The following is a 16,345-nucleotide window of genomic DNA, read 5'->3' on the forward strand; positions in this document are numbered from 1 at the left end:
GCTTCTTTCATTCTTGGTTTATTTATCGGCCAGTCGAGTTTGCAGGTAACGATAAAGTTCGCCGGCACTCTTTCGGTAACCTTGCTCATTAAGATGAATCAAATCGTTTTGGGCCAAATCATCGGACCGCCAGGCTTCTATTGAGCAAGCACCCCCCATATAGGCTCGCCAGTCCCAGAATAGAGCTCCCGACTGTAAAGCCACCTGCTTTTGAATCTCAATGACTTGCGACAGGTTTTTCGGCTGGCGCTCTTTACAGGTCAAACCGGAACGCTGTTTTATCGAATCAGCCGGGCCGATCAACAAGATCAGGGTATCGGGAAGCGTGCGCTGCAACAGCGTCAGCTTTTCCCTCAGGTCGGCTTGATACAGTGCCAAGTCCAGATTGTCATCGAAAGCTTCGTTGCCACCATACGCCAACACCAGCAGGTCTGGATGCAATGCCTGCAAGGTCTGCGGCCATCCGGCTTGCCAGGCATCGACTATTTTCAGGGTCGCGCCATTAACCCCCAACGCGGAGTAAGTCACGCCAGTAGGTTGCTGTGACTCAATATTCCAGCCGCCCAGTGCGACTCCTCGATTAGCCGTTATCGTCAGGTTCAACGGTAGGTTCAGATCCTTGAGCGTCGAACTGAAGCGCCACTGACCGGAGGTCGACGGCAATGGCACTTGAGAGCGATGAGCGCCGTCATCGGCTATCAAATTGCTGTCGAAGTCGGACCGGTACAGCGCAGAAACACAGTAACGCGACTCACGCGGCTCACGGACATCAATTTTTACCTGCGCGTTGACCACCCTGGGTAGCGACAGATAGCCACCCAACGGGAATTCATCGCTGAACTGATTACGACTGGAAACCAGGCGCCATTGATCAGTATCAGTGGAGAGCACGACTTGATCGTAACGAGTGCCAGGAATAGGCGTCGCTGCAATAAAACCAATGCCACCTTCACCATATTGCATCTGAAACAGATGACGCAGCTCGCCGGACAACCAATCTGCGGCCGTATGGGAATCGCCCAACTGCAAGATATTGACTGATGCCCTATGCGCAGCGTCGAGCTTGGCGGCCAGTTTCGCAAGGTTAACGGCCGTGGCCTCCTGCTGTTGCGATGCAGAAGCTGGAATCTCGCAAAGAGAAATGCAGCCGCTCAATACGGTAAACAACACGATTGATCGGCATTGCGATGTAAACATGTTGCAACCCCCAGGCGTCTAGTTGCTGACTATAGCCGCCGGCCAGAAACACAGGGGATTGCACACGTGTCCGAGTTAGGCCTGTTACTGAATCTCGTCCGGCTTGACGATCACCCAGTTCTTGTCCGCCGTCACCGGCAACCCTTCCTTGGCCTGCGCCGCCGCGTGCTTGGCCATCATGCCGTTGAGCTGGGTCATGTACTTGTCCTTGCGGTTGACCCATAAGTGGATGCCGCCCTTGGCCACGTCCACATCGTGAAACAGCATGTAGCCATCGCTGGTTGGGGTATCCCCCCCGACGATCACCGGTTTTTTCCATTCGTCGATGTAGGTGAGGATCGCGGCGTGTTTGCCGGCCATCCAGGTCGCCGGGGTCCACAGGTAGGGGGTGAGTTCCAGGCCGAGGTTGGCCTTCTCATCATATTTGCCGGCCGTGATCTGCTTGCGTGCGGTGGTCAGCTCGCCGGTCTTGCGATCCTTGAGCAGGGTGCTCACGCCGATGACATTCTCAGGCTTGACGTTGTAGCCGTACTTCGGATCGGCAGCGACCATGCGTACCAGTTCCTCCGAGGCCGCCGTCATCACGTACACCTCGATGCCGTTCTCCATCAGCTTGTTGTACAGCTCGGCCTGGCCGGTGAACACCTTCGGCGGCTGGACCTCGGAGGTCTTCACCACATCACCTTCGTAATAGGTGACCGGCACGGGCTTGCCGGAGGCCATCAGCTCATCCACGTAGCCCTTGAGTTCTTTGAGGGTGAAGCCGGCAAAGATCTGCGCAACCCACGGGTAGCAAACCATGTCGTCGACTTCGCAGAGGCGATAGTAGTAGCTGAACAGGCTTTCCTTGTGGTCGGCGGTATCTTTGAACGGGATCAGCTTGAGGGAAGGGTCCATGGTGTCGCGGGTGATCAGGCCCTTGTTTTCAAGGTAGGGCAACAGGGACTCTTCGAGGTCGTAGCGGTAGCTGGTGTTATCCATGTCGAATACCGCGAAATTACCTTTGTTGGCGTTCGCGGCGATCATCTTGTTCAGTTGCTCGGCGGCAGGCGCCGGCCAATGCTTCAACTCGGTGGCGGCAGATGCCTGGCTGGCGAGGCCGAGGCAGAAGGCGGCGGCAAGTAATGTTGGCGCGAGCTTCATAAGCGTTTTCTCCCTGGGTCAAAGACATCGACGCTAACAAATCTGTATGACAGTTATCGCCCGAGCACGACCGCTTACATCGTGATCACGCCAAAGGCATGTGCCTGAGCGTCAGACGCTTATTCCAAAAACGACAGATACCATTCCATATCGGTATTAAATCAATATATTTCAAGCTGTTAGGCTTCCCGGTTCGCAATCGCAGGCTCGTGCGATTGGCTGCCTTCTCAACGGAGCTTTAATGAATCTGCCCCTGATTCTCAACTTACTGGTGTTCGTGGCCCTGTTGCTGGGCCTGGCACAAACCCGTCGGACCCAATGGAGCCTCGCCAAAAAGGTCCTGTTCGCCCTCGCCCTGGGCGTGGTGTTCGGTACGGTTCTGCACACGATCTACGGTGACGGCAATCCAGTCCTCAAGGCGTCCATCGGCTGGTTCGACCTGGTCGGCAACGGTTACGTGCAACTGCTGCAAATGATCGTGATCCCGCTGGTATTCGCTTCGATCCTGAGTGCCGTGGCGCGCCTGCATAACGCCTCTTCCCTGGGCAAGATCAGTTTCCTGACCATCGGCACGCTGCTGTTCACCACCGCCATTGCGGCGCTGATCGGCATCGGCCTGACCAATCTGTTCGGCCTCACCGCCGAAGGCCTGGTAGCCGGCACCCAGGAAATGGCCCGCCTGCAAGTGATCCAGAGCGATTACGCCGGCAAGGTCGCTGACCTGAATATCCCGCAGTTGCTGCTGTCGTTCGTGCCGGCCAACCCGTTTGCCGACCTGGCCCGAGCCAAGCCGACGTCGATCATCAGCGTGGTGATTTTCGCCGCCTTCCTCGGGGTTGCCGCGCTGCAGCTGCTCAAGGACGACGTGGAAAAAGGCCAGAAAGTACTCAACGCCATCGACACCCTGCAAGCCTGGGTGATGCGCCTGGTGCGCCTGGTGATGAAACTGACGCCTTACGGTGTATTGGCGCTGATGACCAAAGTGGTCGCCGGCTCCAACCTGCAAGACATCATCAAGCTCGGCAGTTTCGTGGTGGTCTCGTACCTGGCCCTGGGCCTGATGTTCGTGGTGCATGGCCTGCTGCTGTCGCTGGCCGGGATCAACCCGTTGCGCTTTTTCCGCAAGGTGTGGCCGGTGCTGACGTTTGCCTTTACCAGCCGCTCCAGCGCGGCGGCGATTCCACTGAGCATTGAGGCGCAAACCCGCCGGTTGGGCATCCCGCAATCCATCGCCGGGTTTGCGGCGTCGTTCGGCGCGACCATCGGCCAGAACGGTTGCGCAGGGCTTTATCCCGCCATGCTGGCGGTGATGGTTGCCCCGACCGTGGGCATCAACCCGCTGGACCCGCTATGGATCGCAACCCTGGTGGCGATTGTGACCTTGAGTTCGGCTGGCGTTGCCGGTGTAGGCGGCGGTGCAACCTTTGCCGCGCTGATCGTGCTGCCGGCCATGGGCTTGCCGGTGTCACTGGTGGCGCTGCTGATTTCCGTGGAACCGCTGATCGACATGGGCCGCACGGCGTTGAACGTGAATGGGTCGATGACGGCGGGTGCGATTACCAGCCAGATCATGGGGCAGACGGATAAAGCGCTGCTGAATGCCGATGAGCACGCCGAGTTAGCGCAGGCCTGATAGACCGCTATCGGGAGCAAGCCCCCTCCCACACTTGAGCGCATTCTCATGTTGCAAAGCGTTCAAATGTGGGAGGGGGCTTGCTCCCGATGCTTTAAGCTTTTTCCCAGACTTCGAAGGTGTACGCCGGCTTATCACCGTCGGCCGGGTTCTCGACATTCGAAACCAGCTTCCACCGGTTCAAATCAAACTCCGGAAACCACGCATCCCCTTCCGGGCTCAGCGCCACGCGCGTCAGGTACAAGCGGTCCGCCTGTTCCAGCCCCTGCGCATACAGCTGCGCGCCGCCGATCAGCATCAGCTCATCCGCACCTTGCTCCAGCGCCCAAGCCTCGGCGCGCTCGACCGCCGCGTCCAGTGATGGAAAAACTTGCGCACCTTCAAGCTCAAGATCGGTCTGACGGCTGACCACGATGTTCAAGCGCCCCGGCAACGGTCGGCCCAGGGATTCCCAGGTCTTGCGCCCCATGATGATCGGCTTGCCAAGCGTGGTGGCCTTGAAATATTTGAAATCCCCCGGCAAATGCCAGGGCATGCTGTTGTCGACGCCGATCACACGGTTTTCACCGAGGGCTGCGATCAGGCTTAAAGGGAGAGTTTTTTTCATGGCGACGAGAATACCAGAGCCACGAGCCAGGGGTTATGCTCCAGGCTCACTGACACAACAGGATGGCGCGTGACGGCACTGAACCCACTGCACACACTCTGGTTGACGGAAACCGTGCGCCTGCGTGAAGAACACGCCGGCCCCCTGGAAGACCTGGAAGCCAACCGCCTGGCCCGCACGGCCGGTGGCGACCTGCCGACGCGTATTCAACAGCGTGCCCTGCACCTGGCCGAGCGCGATGGCCTGACTGCCGCCCTGACCCGCTGGCTGCAAGGCGCGCGCCTAGCCCTGGTGTTGCTGGCGATTGTCGCGATCGTCAGCGGCGCCGGCCTGGCCTTTGCCGCGCTGGGCAACGGGCTGGTCCCGGTCAACGTGTTCTGGGCCTTGGGCAGCCTGCTCGGCTTGAACCTGATCCTGCTGGTCAGCTGGGCCTTGGGCCTGCTGTTTGCCGGTGAGCACGGTGCCAGCCTGGGACGCTTATGGCTGTGGCTCAGCGAAAAGCTCGCCCGCGACGCCAAGGCCGCACAGTTGGCGCCTGCGCTGTTGCTCTTGCTGCAACGGCAGAAACTCAATCGCTGGGCTGTGGGCGTGCTGGTCAACAGCCTTTGGCTGTTGGCGCTGCTCAGTGCCATGGTGATTTTGCTGACGCTGCTCGCTACCCGACGCTATGGTTTCGTGTGGGAAACCACCATCCTCGGCGCCGACACCTTCGTCGCCGTGACCCAGGCCCTGGGCGCCCTGCCCGGGTGGCTGGGCTTCAATGTGCCGACGGTCGAGATGATCCGTGCCAGCGGCGACTCCGCATTGAATATCGAAAGCGCCCGCCAGGCCTGGGCCGCGTGGCTGGTCGGGGTGTTGCTGGTGTACGGCATACTGCCCAGGCTGATCCTCGCCCTGCTGTGCCTGTGGCGCTGGAAACGCGGGCGCGCCGCCCTGCGCCTGGACCTCAACCTGCCCGGCTACAGCCAATTGCGCGAACGCCTGATGCCGAGCAGCGAACGCCTCGGCGTCAACGATGCCGCACCGGAGCAACTGCACGCCGTCACCGGCGGCGTCAGCGAACTGGAAAGCGACGGCGCCTTGCTGGTAGCCATCGAGCTGGACGATCAGCACCCCTGGCCCCCCAAATTGCCGGCCGGCGTCAAAAACGCCGGGATCCTCGACAGCCGCGAGTCGCGCAACAAGCTCCTGGAACAACTCAGCCGCTTCCCACCGGCACGCCTGGCCATCGCCTGCGACCCACGCCGCTCACCCGACCGTGGCAGCCTGGCATTGATCGCAGAACTTGCGCGCAGCGCCGCCACCACCCGCGTCTGGCTGCTGCAAGCGCCTCCCGGCCAAGCCCTGGATGCCGAACGCCTGGGTGACTGGCACGCCGCACTGCAACAACTGGAGCTGCCTTTCGCCGACTGCGCACCGCTGAACTGGCTGGAGACCGGTCATGACTAAACCGCTGAAACTCGCCGTGGTCGGCCACACCAATGTCGGCAAGACCTCGCTGCTGCGCACGCTGACCCGGGATGTGGGCTTCGGTGAAGTCTCCCATCGCCCCAGCACCACACGGCATGTCGAAGGTGCGCGGTTGTCGGTGGACGGCGAAGCCTTGCTGGAGCTGTACGACACACCCGGCCTGGAAGATGCCATCGCCCTGCTCGACTACCTGGAGCGCCTGGATCGCCCCGGCGAACGCCTCGATGGCCCGGCGCGCCTGGCGCGCTTCCTGGACGGCAGCGAAGCGCGCCAACGTTTCGAACAGGAGGCCAAGGTGCTGCGCCAATTGTTGGCCTCGGACGCCGGCCTGTATGTGATCGATGCCCGCGAGCCGGTGCTGGCCAAGTATCGCGATGAGCTGCAAGTGCTGGCCAGTTGCGGCAAGCCGTTGCTGCCGGTGCTCAACTTCGTCAGCAGCAGCGACCACCGCGAGCCGGACTGGCGCGAAGCCCTGGCCCGTCTGGGCCTGCATGCACTGGTGCGCTTCGACAGCGTAGCGCCACCGGAAGACGGCGAGCGGCGCTTGTATGAAAGCCTGGCACTGCTGCTGGAAAACGCCCGGCCGCAACTGGAACGGTTGATCCTCGACCAGCAAGCCCAACGCCAGGCCCGCCAGCAAAGTGCCGCACGCTTGATCGCCGAGCTGTTGATCGACTGCGCCGCTTGCCGTCGCAGCGTGGTTACCGAAGATGAGCAGCAAGCCATCAGCGATTTGCGCAAGGCCGTGCGCCAGCGCGAACAGAAATGTGTGGAAGCCCTGCTCAAGCAGTTCGGCTTCCGCGCGCAGGATGCCGCCGCCAGTGACCTGCCACTGCTCGACGGCCGCTGGGGCGACGACCTGTTCAACCCGGAGACGCTCAAGCAATTGGGCGTGCGCGTCGGGGGCGGGATCGCCGCGGGGGCGGCGGCCGGTGCCGGAGTCGACCTGCTGGTCGGCGGCCTGACCCTGGGCGCCGCCGCCCTGGCCGGTGCGATTGCCGGTGGCGCACTGCAGACCGCGCGCAGTTATGGCAGCCGCCTGCTGGGCAAGATCAAAGGCCAGCGCGAACTGACTGTGGACGACAGCGTGTTGCGCCTGCTCGCCCTGCGCCAGCGCCAGTTGCTCAAAGCCCTCAACCTGCGCGGTCATGCGGCCATGCACAGCATCAAGGTCGATACGCCGCAGGACAAAACCTGGCGCGAAGGCAAGTTGCCGGACGCACTGCATAAAGCCCGCGCCCATCCGCAATGGTCGTCCCTCAACCCCCACGCCAAGCTCAGCCAGGCTGAGCGCCAGGAGCAAGTTGAAGCGCTGGCTCTGCGCCTCGACGAAACCTAAGTCGCCAATGCCTGCCGGGCCTTGCCCTTGAGCACCTCGAGGTCGAGCACCGGCACGTGCATCTGCTTGGCCTGCTCGTCCCAATAGCGCAGGCGCAGGCTGACCTGGCAGAGCGGGTCTTGCTCGAAAGCCCGCGCTTCTTCTGCCGTCATCACGCCCCCTTGGTACTCCAGGGTACGGCGGCTGGCTTCGCTCAGGCGGGTGTAATAGTCGGGCTGGCTGAAGGTCAGGTAGCGCTTGGCTTGCACGTGATATTCCACCAGCCTGGCCATGCGTTCGCTGAACCCGGCCCGGCGCAAATAATCCGCGCCCAGCCGCTCATGGCTGACCACACCATAACCGCCCATATTTTCACCACCCTGGCCGCACAGATGCCCGATGTCGTGAAAAAACGCCGCCAGCACCACTTCATCGTCAAAACCCTCAGCCATTGCCCACTGCGCGGCCTGGGACATGTGCTCGATCTGCGACACCGGCTCGCCGATGTAATCCGCCGCGCCATGCCTTTCGTATAAACCGAAGACGTCGGCAATCACCTGCTCCGCGGTCATGACGCCGCGCCCCACAACGCACTGATATTGCGTTCGGCCAGCGCCGGCCCCACGCTCATGCCCACGCCGGTATGCATCAGCGCTGCGCTCACCCCCGGCGCCACGCGCAGGAATGAGAACGGCCCGGGACCGCGTGAGCCGTAGACACCTTGCCAGCGCTCCACCACCTGGATCTTGCACCCCAAGGTCTGCTCAGCCAGTTCGATCATCCAGTCATCGACCTGTTCGGCGTTGAACGGCGATGCATCGCGGCCGTAGTCGTGGGAATCGCCGATGATCAGTTCGCCATGGGGCGTCGGGCTGATCAGCAAGTGAATACCCTGTGCCGCCAGGTGAGGCGCTTCACGCAGGATCTGCGCCCGCACCGATGCAGCTTGCGGCAAGTCGGCGAAGGCGCCGTAGTGCACACAGCTGAGGCCGGTGAGCAACGCATGTTGCAGGTTCAGATTGACCGCCGGTCGCGCCCGCAGCATTTGCAAGCGGCAGATCTGCGGGTTGAGTTCGGCCATCGCCTCGGCCAGCAGCGTCTGGTAGTCATGGCCGGAGCACACGATGACCTGCTCGCCACGAAAGCTGCCTGCCGTGGTGTGCACATGGCCCGGTTCGACGTCGCGTACCAAGGTGGAAAAGTGAAACTCGACCTTGAGCGTTTGGGCCAGATAGGCGATCAGTGCCGGAATCGCTTCGCGGGAATACAACTGCTGATCGTCCTTGCCGTGCAGCGCGGCGCGATGATGGCGGAACTGGCCGCCGTACAGATCCTTCATCGCCGAGCCTTGCAGCAGCTCGACGTTGTAGCCGTGTTCCCGCGCGCGACCGGCACAGAAGGCTTCGAGCAGATGCTCTTCGGCTTCGGTGCGAGCGAACAAGTATGAGCCGTTGCGCTTGAGTTGCAGGCCCGCTACTTGGGCCCAATGGCCCCAGATGTCACGGCTTTGCCGCGCCAGGTCGAGCATCGGCCCTGGCGGCTGGCCGGTGACCAGCGCCTGGCCGAAGTTGCGGACCGAGGCGCCGAGCGGTGTGGCGCTACGCTCGAAGACCGTTACCTTGAGCCCGCGTTTGGCGGCGGCGTAGGCGTGGGACAGGCCGAGGATGCCGGCGCCAACAATCAACAGATCACTACTCATGCATTCCTCTCGTTCCCACGCTCCGCGTGGGAATGCATCGGTTATTGTTTTTCGGACTTGCCGTCATAGCGCTTGCGCCATTCGGTGAGGATGCTGTCGCGGTTCTTCGAGGCCCAGGCAAAGTCGTTCTTGATCAGGCGCTGCTCGTAGTCGGCCGGCAGCTCGGTCTGCGGCTTGGCGATGCCCGGCTGGGCCAGGACAGCGAAGTTGTCCTTGTAAAGCTCCATCGCGGCAGGGCTGGCGGAGAAGTCGGCAAGTTTTTTCGCCGCATCGGCGTGAGCAGTACCCTTCATCACGGCCGTTGCTTCAATGTCCCAACCCAGACCCTCTTTCGGCAGGATGATGTCCAATGGCGCCCCCTGGCGCTTGAGCTGCACCGCTGGGTACTCGAACGAAATACCAATCGGGAACTCCCCCGAGGCGGCCAGCTTGCACGGCTTGGAACCGGAGTGAACGTACTGGCCGATGTTCTGATGCAGCTCGTCCATGTACTGCCAACCCTGCTTTTCACCGAAGGTCTGCAACCAGGCGCTCACATCGAGGAAGCCAGTGCCGGACGACGCCGGGTTGGGCATCACGATCTTGCCCTTGTACTCAGACTTGGTCAGGTCCTGCCAGCTCACCGGCTTGGTCAGGCCCTGTTTCTCGGCCTCGACGGTGTTGAAGCAGAGGGTCGCCGCCCATACGTCCATGCCGACCCAGGCCGGTGGGTTGGCGGGGTCGCGGTAATTTTTGCCGATCTTGCCCAGGTCCTTGGGCGCGTAGTTCTCCAGCATGCCCTGCTGGTCGAGGATCGCCAGGCTCGAAGCTGCCAGACCCCACACTGCATCGGCTTGCGGGCGATCTTTCTCGGCCAGCAGCTTGGCCGTGATGATGCCGGTGGAGTCACGCACCCACTTGATCTCGACGTCAGGGTTGGCCTTTTCGAAAGCCTGCTTGTAGGTCTTCAACTGCTCGGCTTCGAGCGCCGTGTACACCGTCAGTTCGGTCTTGGCGAAGGCATTCAGGCTGAATGCCGTGAGTACCGCAGCGACCAGCGCCAGGGGCTTGAACATGGAGCACCTCCTTCAGGGTTATCATTGGCCGGGAGCGGACTGGCGCCAGGCTTGAGAGCGACGCAGCGCGCCACGTGAAGCCCACGCCAGCAGCAGCGAAACGCCGGCCGAAGTGAACAGGATCAGGCTCGACATGGCCGCCGCACCGCCCACGTTGCCGGCGTCGTCCATGTTCAACACGGCGACGGCGGCGAGGATAGTGTCGGGGCTGTAGAGAAAAATCGCGGCGGACACGGTGGTCATCGCCGATACAAACAGGTAGCGCACGATGTCCAGCAGCGCCGGCAGGCAGATCGGCACCGTGACGCGCAGGTAGTGGCGGTACAGCGGCGCCTTGAGCGACAGCGCGGCGGCTTCGAACTCGGCATCCAACTGGCGCAGGGCGGTGGTCGCGGTCATTTGTGCGGTGGTCAGATAGTGGGCAATGGTGCACACCACCAACAACGTCATGCTCCCGTAGAACACATGCAGCGGGTTGCCGTTGAGGTTGAAAAAGAACACGTAGCCCAGGCCCAGCACCAGGCCCGGCACCGCCATCGGTACGAAGCTGAGCATGCGCAGGGCCAGGTTCAGGCCTTTCTGGCTTTGGGTTTTTTCCATCAGGTAGGCACCGGTGAAGATCAGCACGCTGCCGAGCAACGCCGTGCACAGGGCCATGGTCAAGCTGTTGCGATAGGCCAGCCAGCCACCGCCCGCCGTGTCTTCGAACTGGTAGTGGTTAAGCGACAACGACAGGTTGTAGGGCCAGAACTTCACCAGCGAGGAATACACCGCCATGCCGAACACCAGCAGCAATGCCGTGCAGATCAGCATCACGATGGCCAGGTAACAGCCGTCTCTTGCGCGCGATGGCGCGGGTCGAAACACTTGCGCGCGACCGCTCATGGCGTCGCCATGCCGGCGGCGCAACCAGGTATCCACGCCAAAACTGAACAGCGCCGGAAGCAGCAACACCATCCCGATCAATGCGCCACGACCAAACTGTTGCTGGCCGACCACCGCCTTGTAGGCTTCCAGCGCCAGCACCTGATAATCCCCTCCCACCACCACGGGCACCCCGAAGTCGGTGATGGTCAGGGTAAACACCAGGCAGGACGCAGCAAATACGGCCTGGCGCGTGGCCGGCCAGGTGATGCTGCGAAACGCCCGGGCCGGGCTGGCGCCCATGCTGGAAGCGGCATCGAACAAGCGCGCATCCGCCAGGGACAGCGCTGACAGCAGAATCATCAAGGCGTGTGGGAAGGTGTAGATCACCTCACCCAACACGATGCCCCAGAAGCCGTAAATGTTCTGCGAGAGCAAACCGCGCAACAGGCCCTGGTTACCGAACAGGTACACCAGCGCAATCCCCGGCAACATCGACGGTGCCATTAATGGCAGCAATGACAGGCCGCGCCAAACGGCCTTGCCGGGAATCAATGTGCGTTGCAGGGCGTAGGCAAACAGGTAAGCCAGCGGTACGACAATGGCAGCCACACTGACGGACACTTTCAAGCTATTGCCCAGCAGCCAGTGAAAATTGTCGCTGGTCACCAGCGCTCGCGCCGCGATCCACCCGCCGCCCTGCCCGGCTTCGCTACTGAAACCTCGCCAGAAGATCGCCAGCAGTGGCAGCAGCACCGCGATAAGCAGCAAAAACAGCCACAGCAGTTTGCCGCCGAGCACAAAAATACGATCGCCCATTTGGGCACGGGACACCTGGCGGGCTATCGGCAGCGCCATCACCGCAGCCATCTCAGGCAAACACCTGCAGGCTGCGCGGCGGCAGCGCCACCCAGATATCCTGGGCACCCAGGCGCGGCATGGCTTCCGGCGCCAGCTCGGCGAGCAGCGGATGACCGGGCAATTGCGCCAGCTCAAAGCTCATGCGGCAGCGGTTGCCGAGAAAGGTGATCTCGCGGACCTTGGCCGGGAACAGGTTTTCTTCATGCACCGGCGGGTTGACGCTGATGGCTTCCGGGCGGCAGAACAAACGCCCGGACTGGGCCACGCCGGCATCATCGGCCAAGCGCAGGTTCATACCGCCAACCTGAGCGTGGCTGACACTGTTGCGGCTGAACGGCAACCAGTTGCCCTGGCCGACAAACTCCGCCACAAACGGCGTGGCCGGACGGTCGTAGATCGCCTGGGGCGTCGCGTATTGCTCGACCTTGCCGTTGTTCATCACGGCAATGCGGTCGGCCATCAACATGGCCTCGTCCTGATTGTGGGTGACCATCAAGGTGGTGATGCCCAGGCGTCGTTGCAGCTGGCGCAACTCGGTGCACAGGTGCTCGCGGACACGGGCGTCGAGGGCCGACATCGGTTCATCCAGCAACAGCAGCGAAGGGGCCGGTGCCAGCGCTCGCGCCAGGGCGACACGTTGCTGCTGGCCGCCGGACAACTGGCCGGGGTACTTTTTTTCGCTGCCCACCAGGCCTACCAGTTCCAGCATCTGCGCGACGCGCTTGCGCACTTCATCGCGGCCACTGCCGGTGAGGCCGTAGCCGATATTGGCTTCGACGGTCAGGTTGGGAAACAGCGCGTAGGACTGGAACAAAATCCCGTAGTCCCGCGCCTGAGGCGGGAGCAGGGAAACGTCGCGATGGCCCAGGCGCAGTTCACCGCTGTCCTGGCGTTCCAAGCCGGCGATGCAGCGCAACAAGGTGGTCTTGCCGCAACCGGACGGGCCCAGCAGGCACACCAGCTCGCCGGCGGCGACGTCCAGGGACACGTTGTCCAGCGCGGTAAACGCACCAAAGCGTTTCTGGATGCCCCGCACCGTCATGGGCGCACCGGGGTGGGTCAGGGCTGTGTTCATGCAAGGCACCTCATCGAACGGATGAAGGCCATGCTAGGTGGGCAATGCGTCGCTCATGTGGCAGGAAGGCAAAACGCGGTGATAGTGGTATTGGTGGATTTGGGTGTGGCTCATGGAGGTGCGGTGGCTGGACTGCCGCTATCGGGAGCAAGCCCCCTCCCACAGTTTGATCTGTGAATACATTCAGAATGTGGGAGGTGGCTTGCTCCCGATGAGGCCCTCAAAGCCGCCTACTTACTCAGAGAGGCGACATTTCCTGCGCCAATCCCAGAAACGCCGCCGGCAACCGTGCGCCCTTGCGCTCCTTGAGGCAGTACAGATACTCGGCAATCTGCGGCGCATTTTCGATGGTCAACACGCGTAATTGCGGGTCGTGGGGTACTTCCTGGCGGGCAATGATGCTGATGCCGATGTTGCGCAGCACCGCCTCGCGGATCGATTCGCGGCTGCCGATTTCCAGCAACGGGCCATGGCTCACGCCCGCGCCTTGCAACAGATCTTCCGTCAGGCGCCGCGTGGTCGACCCCGCTTCGCGCATCAACAAGGTATGCCCGGCCAGCGCCGTCAGCGGCACATGCTCCAGCGCTGCCAGCGGGTGATTGCGATGGACCGCCAACACCAACGGGTCGGTGCCGAGCACACGGCGGATCAGCCGCGGGTCTTCGAGCAATTGCGAGGATGCTGCGACGTCAACGCGGTAATCATCCAGCGCTTCAAGCACCTGTTGGGAGTTGCCGATTTCTACCGACACCTCCACCTGGGGCAGGCGCTCACGAAAGGCTTTGACCAGGTCGAGGATGTAATACGGCGCCGTCGCGGCGATGCGCAGAGCGCCCTGGACCTGACCGTTGTTGCGCAGGAAGAACTCGATGTCCGCTTCCTGCTGCAACAGCGCCTTGACCATCGGCAGCAGGCGCGCGCCTTCGTCACTGACGGTGAGGCGGCGCCCGCCACGGTAAAACAGCTCGACCCCGTACTGGCTTTCCAGGTTGCGGATCTGGGTGGTGACGGTGGGCTGGCTCAGGCCGAGCTTCTTCGCCGCCTGGGTAATGCTGCCCAGGCGGGCGACCATGAAAAACGCCTTCAACTCGGCACTCAGCACACCACCCTCTCATCCTCTATTTGCGCAACAGGCGCAGGCCATTGAACACTACCAGCAGGCTTACGCCCATATCGGCGAACACCGCCATCCACATGGTGGCCATGCCCAGGAAAGTCACGGCAAGAAAGATCGCCTTGATCACCAGCGCCAGGACGATGTTCTGCTTGAGGATACTCGACGTTTGCCGCGATAAACGAATGAATGCCGGGATCTTGCGCAAATCATCGTCCATCAAGGCCACGTCGGCGGTCTCGATCGCCGTGTCGGTGCCGGCGGCGGCCATGGCAAACCCGATCTCGGCGCGGGCCAGGGCCGGCGCGTCGTTGATGCCGTCGCCGACCATGCCGACACGGTGGCCTTGGCCATAGAGGGTTTCGATAGCTTGCAGCTTGTCGGTGGGCAGCAGGTCGCCTTGGGCTTGATCGATACCGACCTGGGCGCCAATAACTTGGGCGGTGTGAGTATTGTCGCCGGTGAGCATCAGCGTCTTGATGCCCAGGTCGTGCAGTTGCTGGATGGCTTCACGGCTGCTGTCTTTGACGGTGTCAGCGACGGCGAACAACGCCAGGGGGCCGGACTTGTCGAGCAACAACACCACGGACTTGCCTTGTTTCTCCAAGGCGAACAGCTTTTCTTCCAGTGCCGGCGAGCACAGGCCCAGGTCTTCCACCAGCCGGTGGTTGCCCAAGTGATAGGTTTCGCCGTTGATATCACCGCGCACGCCACGACCGGCCAGGGCCGCGAAGTTATCCACAGCGTGTAGGGGCAGCTGTTTATCCACAGCAGCATTGGCAATCGCCAGCGACACCGGGTGGTCGGAGCGCCCGGCCAGGCTGGCAGCCAGGGCGGGCGAGGTGTCCGCGACGTTGGGGAACAACGCCAGGTAGTCGGTTTGCACCGGCTTGCCGTGGGTAATGGTGCCGGTCTTGTCGAGCGCCAGGTAATCGAGTTTGTAGCCACCCTCCAGGTACACGCCGCCCTTGATCAGGATGCCTTTGCGCGCCGCCGCCGCCAGGCCGCTGACGATGGTCACGGGCGTCGAGATCACCAATGCGCAAGGGCAAGCCACCACCAGCAATACCAGGGCACGGTAGATCCAGTCGAACCAGGCGCCAGCCATGAACAACGGCGGGATGATCGCCACACCCAGCGCGAACAAGAACACCGCCGGGGTATAGACCTTCGAGAAGCTGTCCACAAAACGCTGGGTCGGTGCCCGCGCGCCTTGGGCTTGTTCCACCGCATGAATGATGCGCGCCAGCGTAGAGTTGTTCGCCGCGGCGGTGACCTTGTACTCCAGGGAGCCGGCCTGGTTGATGGTGCCGGCGAAGACTTTATCGCCCACGGTCTTTTCAATCGGCAGGCTTTCACCGGTGATCGGCGCCTGGTCGATAGTGGACTGGCCCGCAGTGACTTCACCGTCCAGGCCGATGCGCTCGCCGGGTTTTACCCGAACGATCGCGCCCAGTTCAATGCTTTTGACCTCCTGTTCCGCCCATGAACCGTCGGCCTGCCGCACCGTGGCCTGTTCCGGCGTCATTTGCATCAAGCCGCTTATGGCGTTACGGGCACGATCCAGGGATTTGGCTTCGATCAACTCGGCCACGGTGAACAGGAACATCACCATCGCCGCTTCAGGCCACTGGCCAATCAGCACGGCACCGGTAACAGCGATGCTCATCAGCGCATTGATGTTCAGGTTCAGGTTCTTGAGCGCGATCCAGCCCTTCTTATAGGTGGTCAGCCCGCCGCTGAGGATCGACACCAACGCCACCAAGGCGATCATCCAGGTCGGCGCGACGCCAGTGAAGTGCAGCACTTCGGCGCCCAACGCTCCTACGCCAGACACAGCCAAAGGCCACCAGTGTTTCTTGGCGGGAGGCTGCGCGGCGGGGGCACCCTCTTCAATCGGGTCGGCCTGCATGCCCAAGGATTTGATGGCATCGATGATCGGCGCGGTGCTCGGCAGGTCATGGGTCACGCCGAGGATGCGGTTGATCAGGTTGAATTCCAGCTGCTGCACGCCGGCGAGCTTGCCCAGTTTGTTCTGGATCAGCGTCTGCTCGGTTGGGCAGTCCATGGCTTCGATGCGAAAAGTGCTCAAGCGCGAGCCCGCCGTCGGCGCTTGGCTGAGCGTCACCACGGCAGGCGCAGCCTTGCTCGAACAGCAAGAGCCCGCATGGCTGGCATGATCATGCGGCTTGACCGGCGTCAGTTTGGCGCCGTGGTCGTGGCTATGTGCATGATCGTGGCCATGATCATGTTTGTGATCATGCTTATTCGGGGTGTGGATGGAATCGCTCATTCTGTCGCGTCCGTAA

At 62.1% G+C, this 16,345-nt stretch carries 13 protein-coding genes; 3 read left to right on the forward strand and 10 right to left on the reverse strand.

The features are described 5' to 3' along the window. Window positions 1-18 precede the first annotated feature (18 nt). Window positions 19-1,197 (reverse strand): SGNH/GDSL hydrolase family protein, encoded by a 1,179-nt coding sequence (locus C9383_RS21940; RefSeq protein WP_060753493.1) that lies wholly within the window; start codon window positions 1,195-1,197, stop codon window positions 19-21. 84 nt (window positions 1,198-1,281) lie between these two features. After that, on the reverse strand, window positions 1,282-2,340 hold the full coding sequence (locus C9383_RS21945) for an HAD family hydrolase (protein WP_090368182.1): 1,059 nt from the start codon (window positions 2,338-2,340) through the stop codon (window positions 1,282-1,284). A gap of 241 nt (window positions 2,341-2,581) precedes the next feature. Between C9383_RS21945 and C9383_RS21950 the strand changes: the two genes are divergently transcribed. Continuing rightward, window positions 2,582-3,973 (forward strand): L-cystine transporter, encoded by a 1,392-nt coding sequence (locus tag C9383_RS21950; RefSeq protein WP_060753495.1) that lies wholly within the window; start codon window positions 2,582-2,584, stop codon window positions 3,971-3,973. A gap of 94 nt (window positions 3,974-4,067) precedes the next feature. Here C9383_RS21950 and C9383_RS21955 read toward each other — a convergent pair whose 3' ends face one another. Then, entirely contained in the window at window positions 4,068-4,580 is a 513-nt protein-coding gene (locus tag C9383_RS21955; protein WP_090368180.1) for a dihydrofolate reductase, read from the reverse strand. A gap of 69 nt (window positions 4,581-4,649) precedes the next feature. On the opposite strand from C9383_RS21955, the gene C9383_RS21960 reads away from it, so the two are divergent. Both C9383_RS21960 and C9383_RS21965 read left to right on the forward strand, forming a co-directional pair. Beyond that, window positions 4,650-6,029: a DUF2868 domain-containing protein gene (locus tag C9383_RS21960; RefSeq protein WP_090368178.1), complete on the forward strand. Its 1,380-nt coding sequence runs from the start codon at window positions 4,650-4,652 to the stop codon at window positions 6,027-6,029. Continuing rightward, the gene (locus C9383_RS21965) at window positions 6,022-7,389 is read left to right on the forward strand and encodes a DUF3482 domain-containing protein (RefSeq protein ID WP_090368175.1); all 1,368 of its coding nucleotides are present in this window, start codon (window positions 6,022-6,024) and stop codon (window positions 7,387-7,389) included. Before C9383_RS21960 ends, C9383_RS21965 begins: the two co-directional genes overlap by 8 nt. Here C9383_RS21965 and C9383_RS21970 read toward each other — a convergent pair. From C9383_RS21970 to C9383_RS22000, 7 genes are all read right to left on the reverse strand, one after another. Further along, window positions 7,386-7,940 carry a phosphonate degradation HD-domain oxygenase gene (locus C9383_RS21970; protein ID WP_090368173.1) on the reverse strand — a complete coding sequence of 185 codons (555 nt, stop codon included), beginning with the start codon at window positions 7,938-7,940 and terminating at the stop codon, window positions 7,386-7,388. The genes C9383_RS21965 and C9383_RS21970 overlap by 4 nt on opposite strands. Further along, window positions 7,937-9,067, reverse strand: coding sequence for a TIGR03364 family FAD-dependent oxidoreductase (locus C9383_RS21975; RefSeq protein WP_090368171.1), 1,131 nt, complete (start codon window positions 9,065-9,067; stop codon window positions 7,937-7,939). Before C9383_RS21975 ends, C9383_RS21970 begins: the two co-directional genes overlap by 4 nt. A 41-nt stretch (window positions 9,068-9,108) precedes the next feature. Beyond that, window positions 9,109-10,122, reverse strand: coding sequence for a putative 2-aminoethylphosphonate ABC transporter substrate-binding protein (locus C9383_RS21980; protein WP_090368169.1), 1,014 nt, complete (start codon window positions 10,120-10,122; stop codon window positions 9,109-9,111). 21 nt (window positions 10,123-10,143) lie between these two features. Further along, the gene (locus C9383_RS21985; protein WP_090368167.1) at window positions 10,144-11,856 is read right to left on the reverse strand and encodes a putative 2-aminoethylphosphonate ABC transporter permease subunit; all 1,713 of its coding nucleotides are present in this window, start codon (window positions 11,854-11,856) and stop codon (window positions 10,144-10,146) included. Between the two features lies 1 nt (window position 11,857). Then, window positions 11,858-12,922 (reverse strand): putative 2-aminoethylphosphonate ABC transporter ATP-binding protein, encoded by a 1,065-nt coding sequence (locus tag C9383_RS21990; protein ID WP_090368165.1) that lies wholly within the window; start codon window positions 12,920-12,922, stop codon window positions 11,858-11,860. 238 nt (window positions 12,923-13,160) lie between these two features. After that, entirely contained in the window at window positions 13,161-14,024 is an 864-nt protein-coding gene (locus C9383_RS21995; protein WP_090368163.1) for a LysR family transcriptional regulator, read from the reverse strand. 16 nt (window positions 14,025-14,040) lie between these two features. Next, window positions 14,041-16,329, reverse strand: a complete 2,289-nt coding sequence (locus C9383_RS22000) for a heavy metal translocating P-type ATPase (protein ID WP_090368161.1) — start codon at window positions 16,327-16,329, stop codon at window positions 14,041-14,043. Window positions 16,330-16,345 lie beyond the last annotated feature (16 nt).

This window comes from Pseudomonas palleroniana, from assembly GCF_003031675.1.
In the GTDB taxonomy this organism is placed as follows: Bacteria; Pseudomonadota; Gammaproteobacteria; order Pseudomonadales; family Pseudomonadaceae; genus Aquipseudomonas; species Aquipseudomonas palleroniana.

Coding starts and splice junctions, on each gene's coding strand:
- C9383_RS21940 (WP_060753493.1), bottom strand. CDS start 1,197: ATGTTTACATCGCAATGCCGATCAATCGTGTTGTTTACCGTATTGAGC.
- C9383_RS21945 (WP_090368182.1), bottom strand. CDS start 2,340: ATGAAGCTCGCGCCAACATTACTTGCCGCCGCCTTCTGCCTCGGCCTC.
- C9383_RS21950 (WP_060753495.1), top strand. CDS start 2,582: ATGAATCTGCCCCTGATTCTCAACTTACTGGTGTTCGTGGCCCTGTTG.
- C9383_RS21955 (WP_090368180.1), bottom strand. CDS start 4,580: ATGAAAAAAACTCTCCCTTTAAGCCTGATCGCAGCCCTCGGTGAAAAC.
- C9383_RS21965 (WP_090368175.1), top strand. CDS start 6,022: ATGACTAAACCGCTGAAACTCGCCGTGGTCGGCCACACCAATGTCGGC.
- C9383_RS21970 (WP_090368173.1), bottom strand. CDS start 7,940: ATGACCGCGGAGCAGGTGATTGCCGACGTCTTCGGTTTATACGAAAGG.
- C9383_RS21975 (WP_090368171.1), bottom strand. CDS start 9,067: ATGAGTAGTGATCTGTTGATTGTTGGCGCCGGCATCCTCGGCCTGTCC.
- C9383_RS21980 (WP_090368169.1), bottom strand. CDS start 10,122: ATGTTCAAGCCCCTGGCGCTGGTCGCTGCGGTACTCACGGCATTCAGC.
- C9383_RS21985 (WP_090368167.1), bottom strand. CDS start 11,856: ATGGCTGCGGTGATGGCGCTGCCGATAGCCCGCCAGGTGTCCCGTGCC.
- C9383_RS21990 (WP_090368165.1), bottom strand. CDS start 12,922: ATGAACACAGCCCTGACCCACCCCGGTGCGCCCATGACGGTGCGGGGC.
- C9383_RS22000 (WP_090368161.1), bottom strand. CDS start 16,329: ATGAGCGATTCCATCCACACCCCGAATAAGCATGATCACAAACATGAT.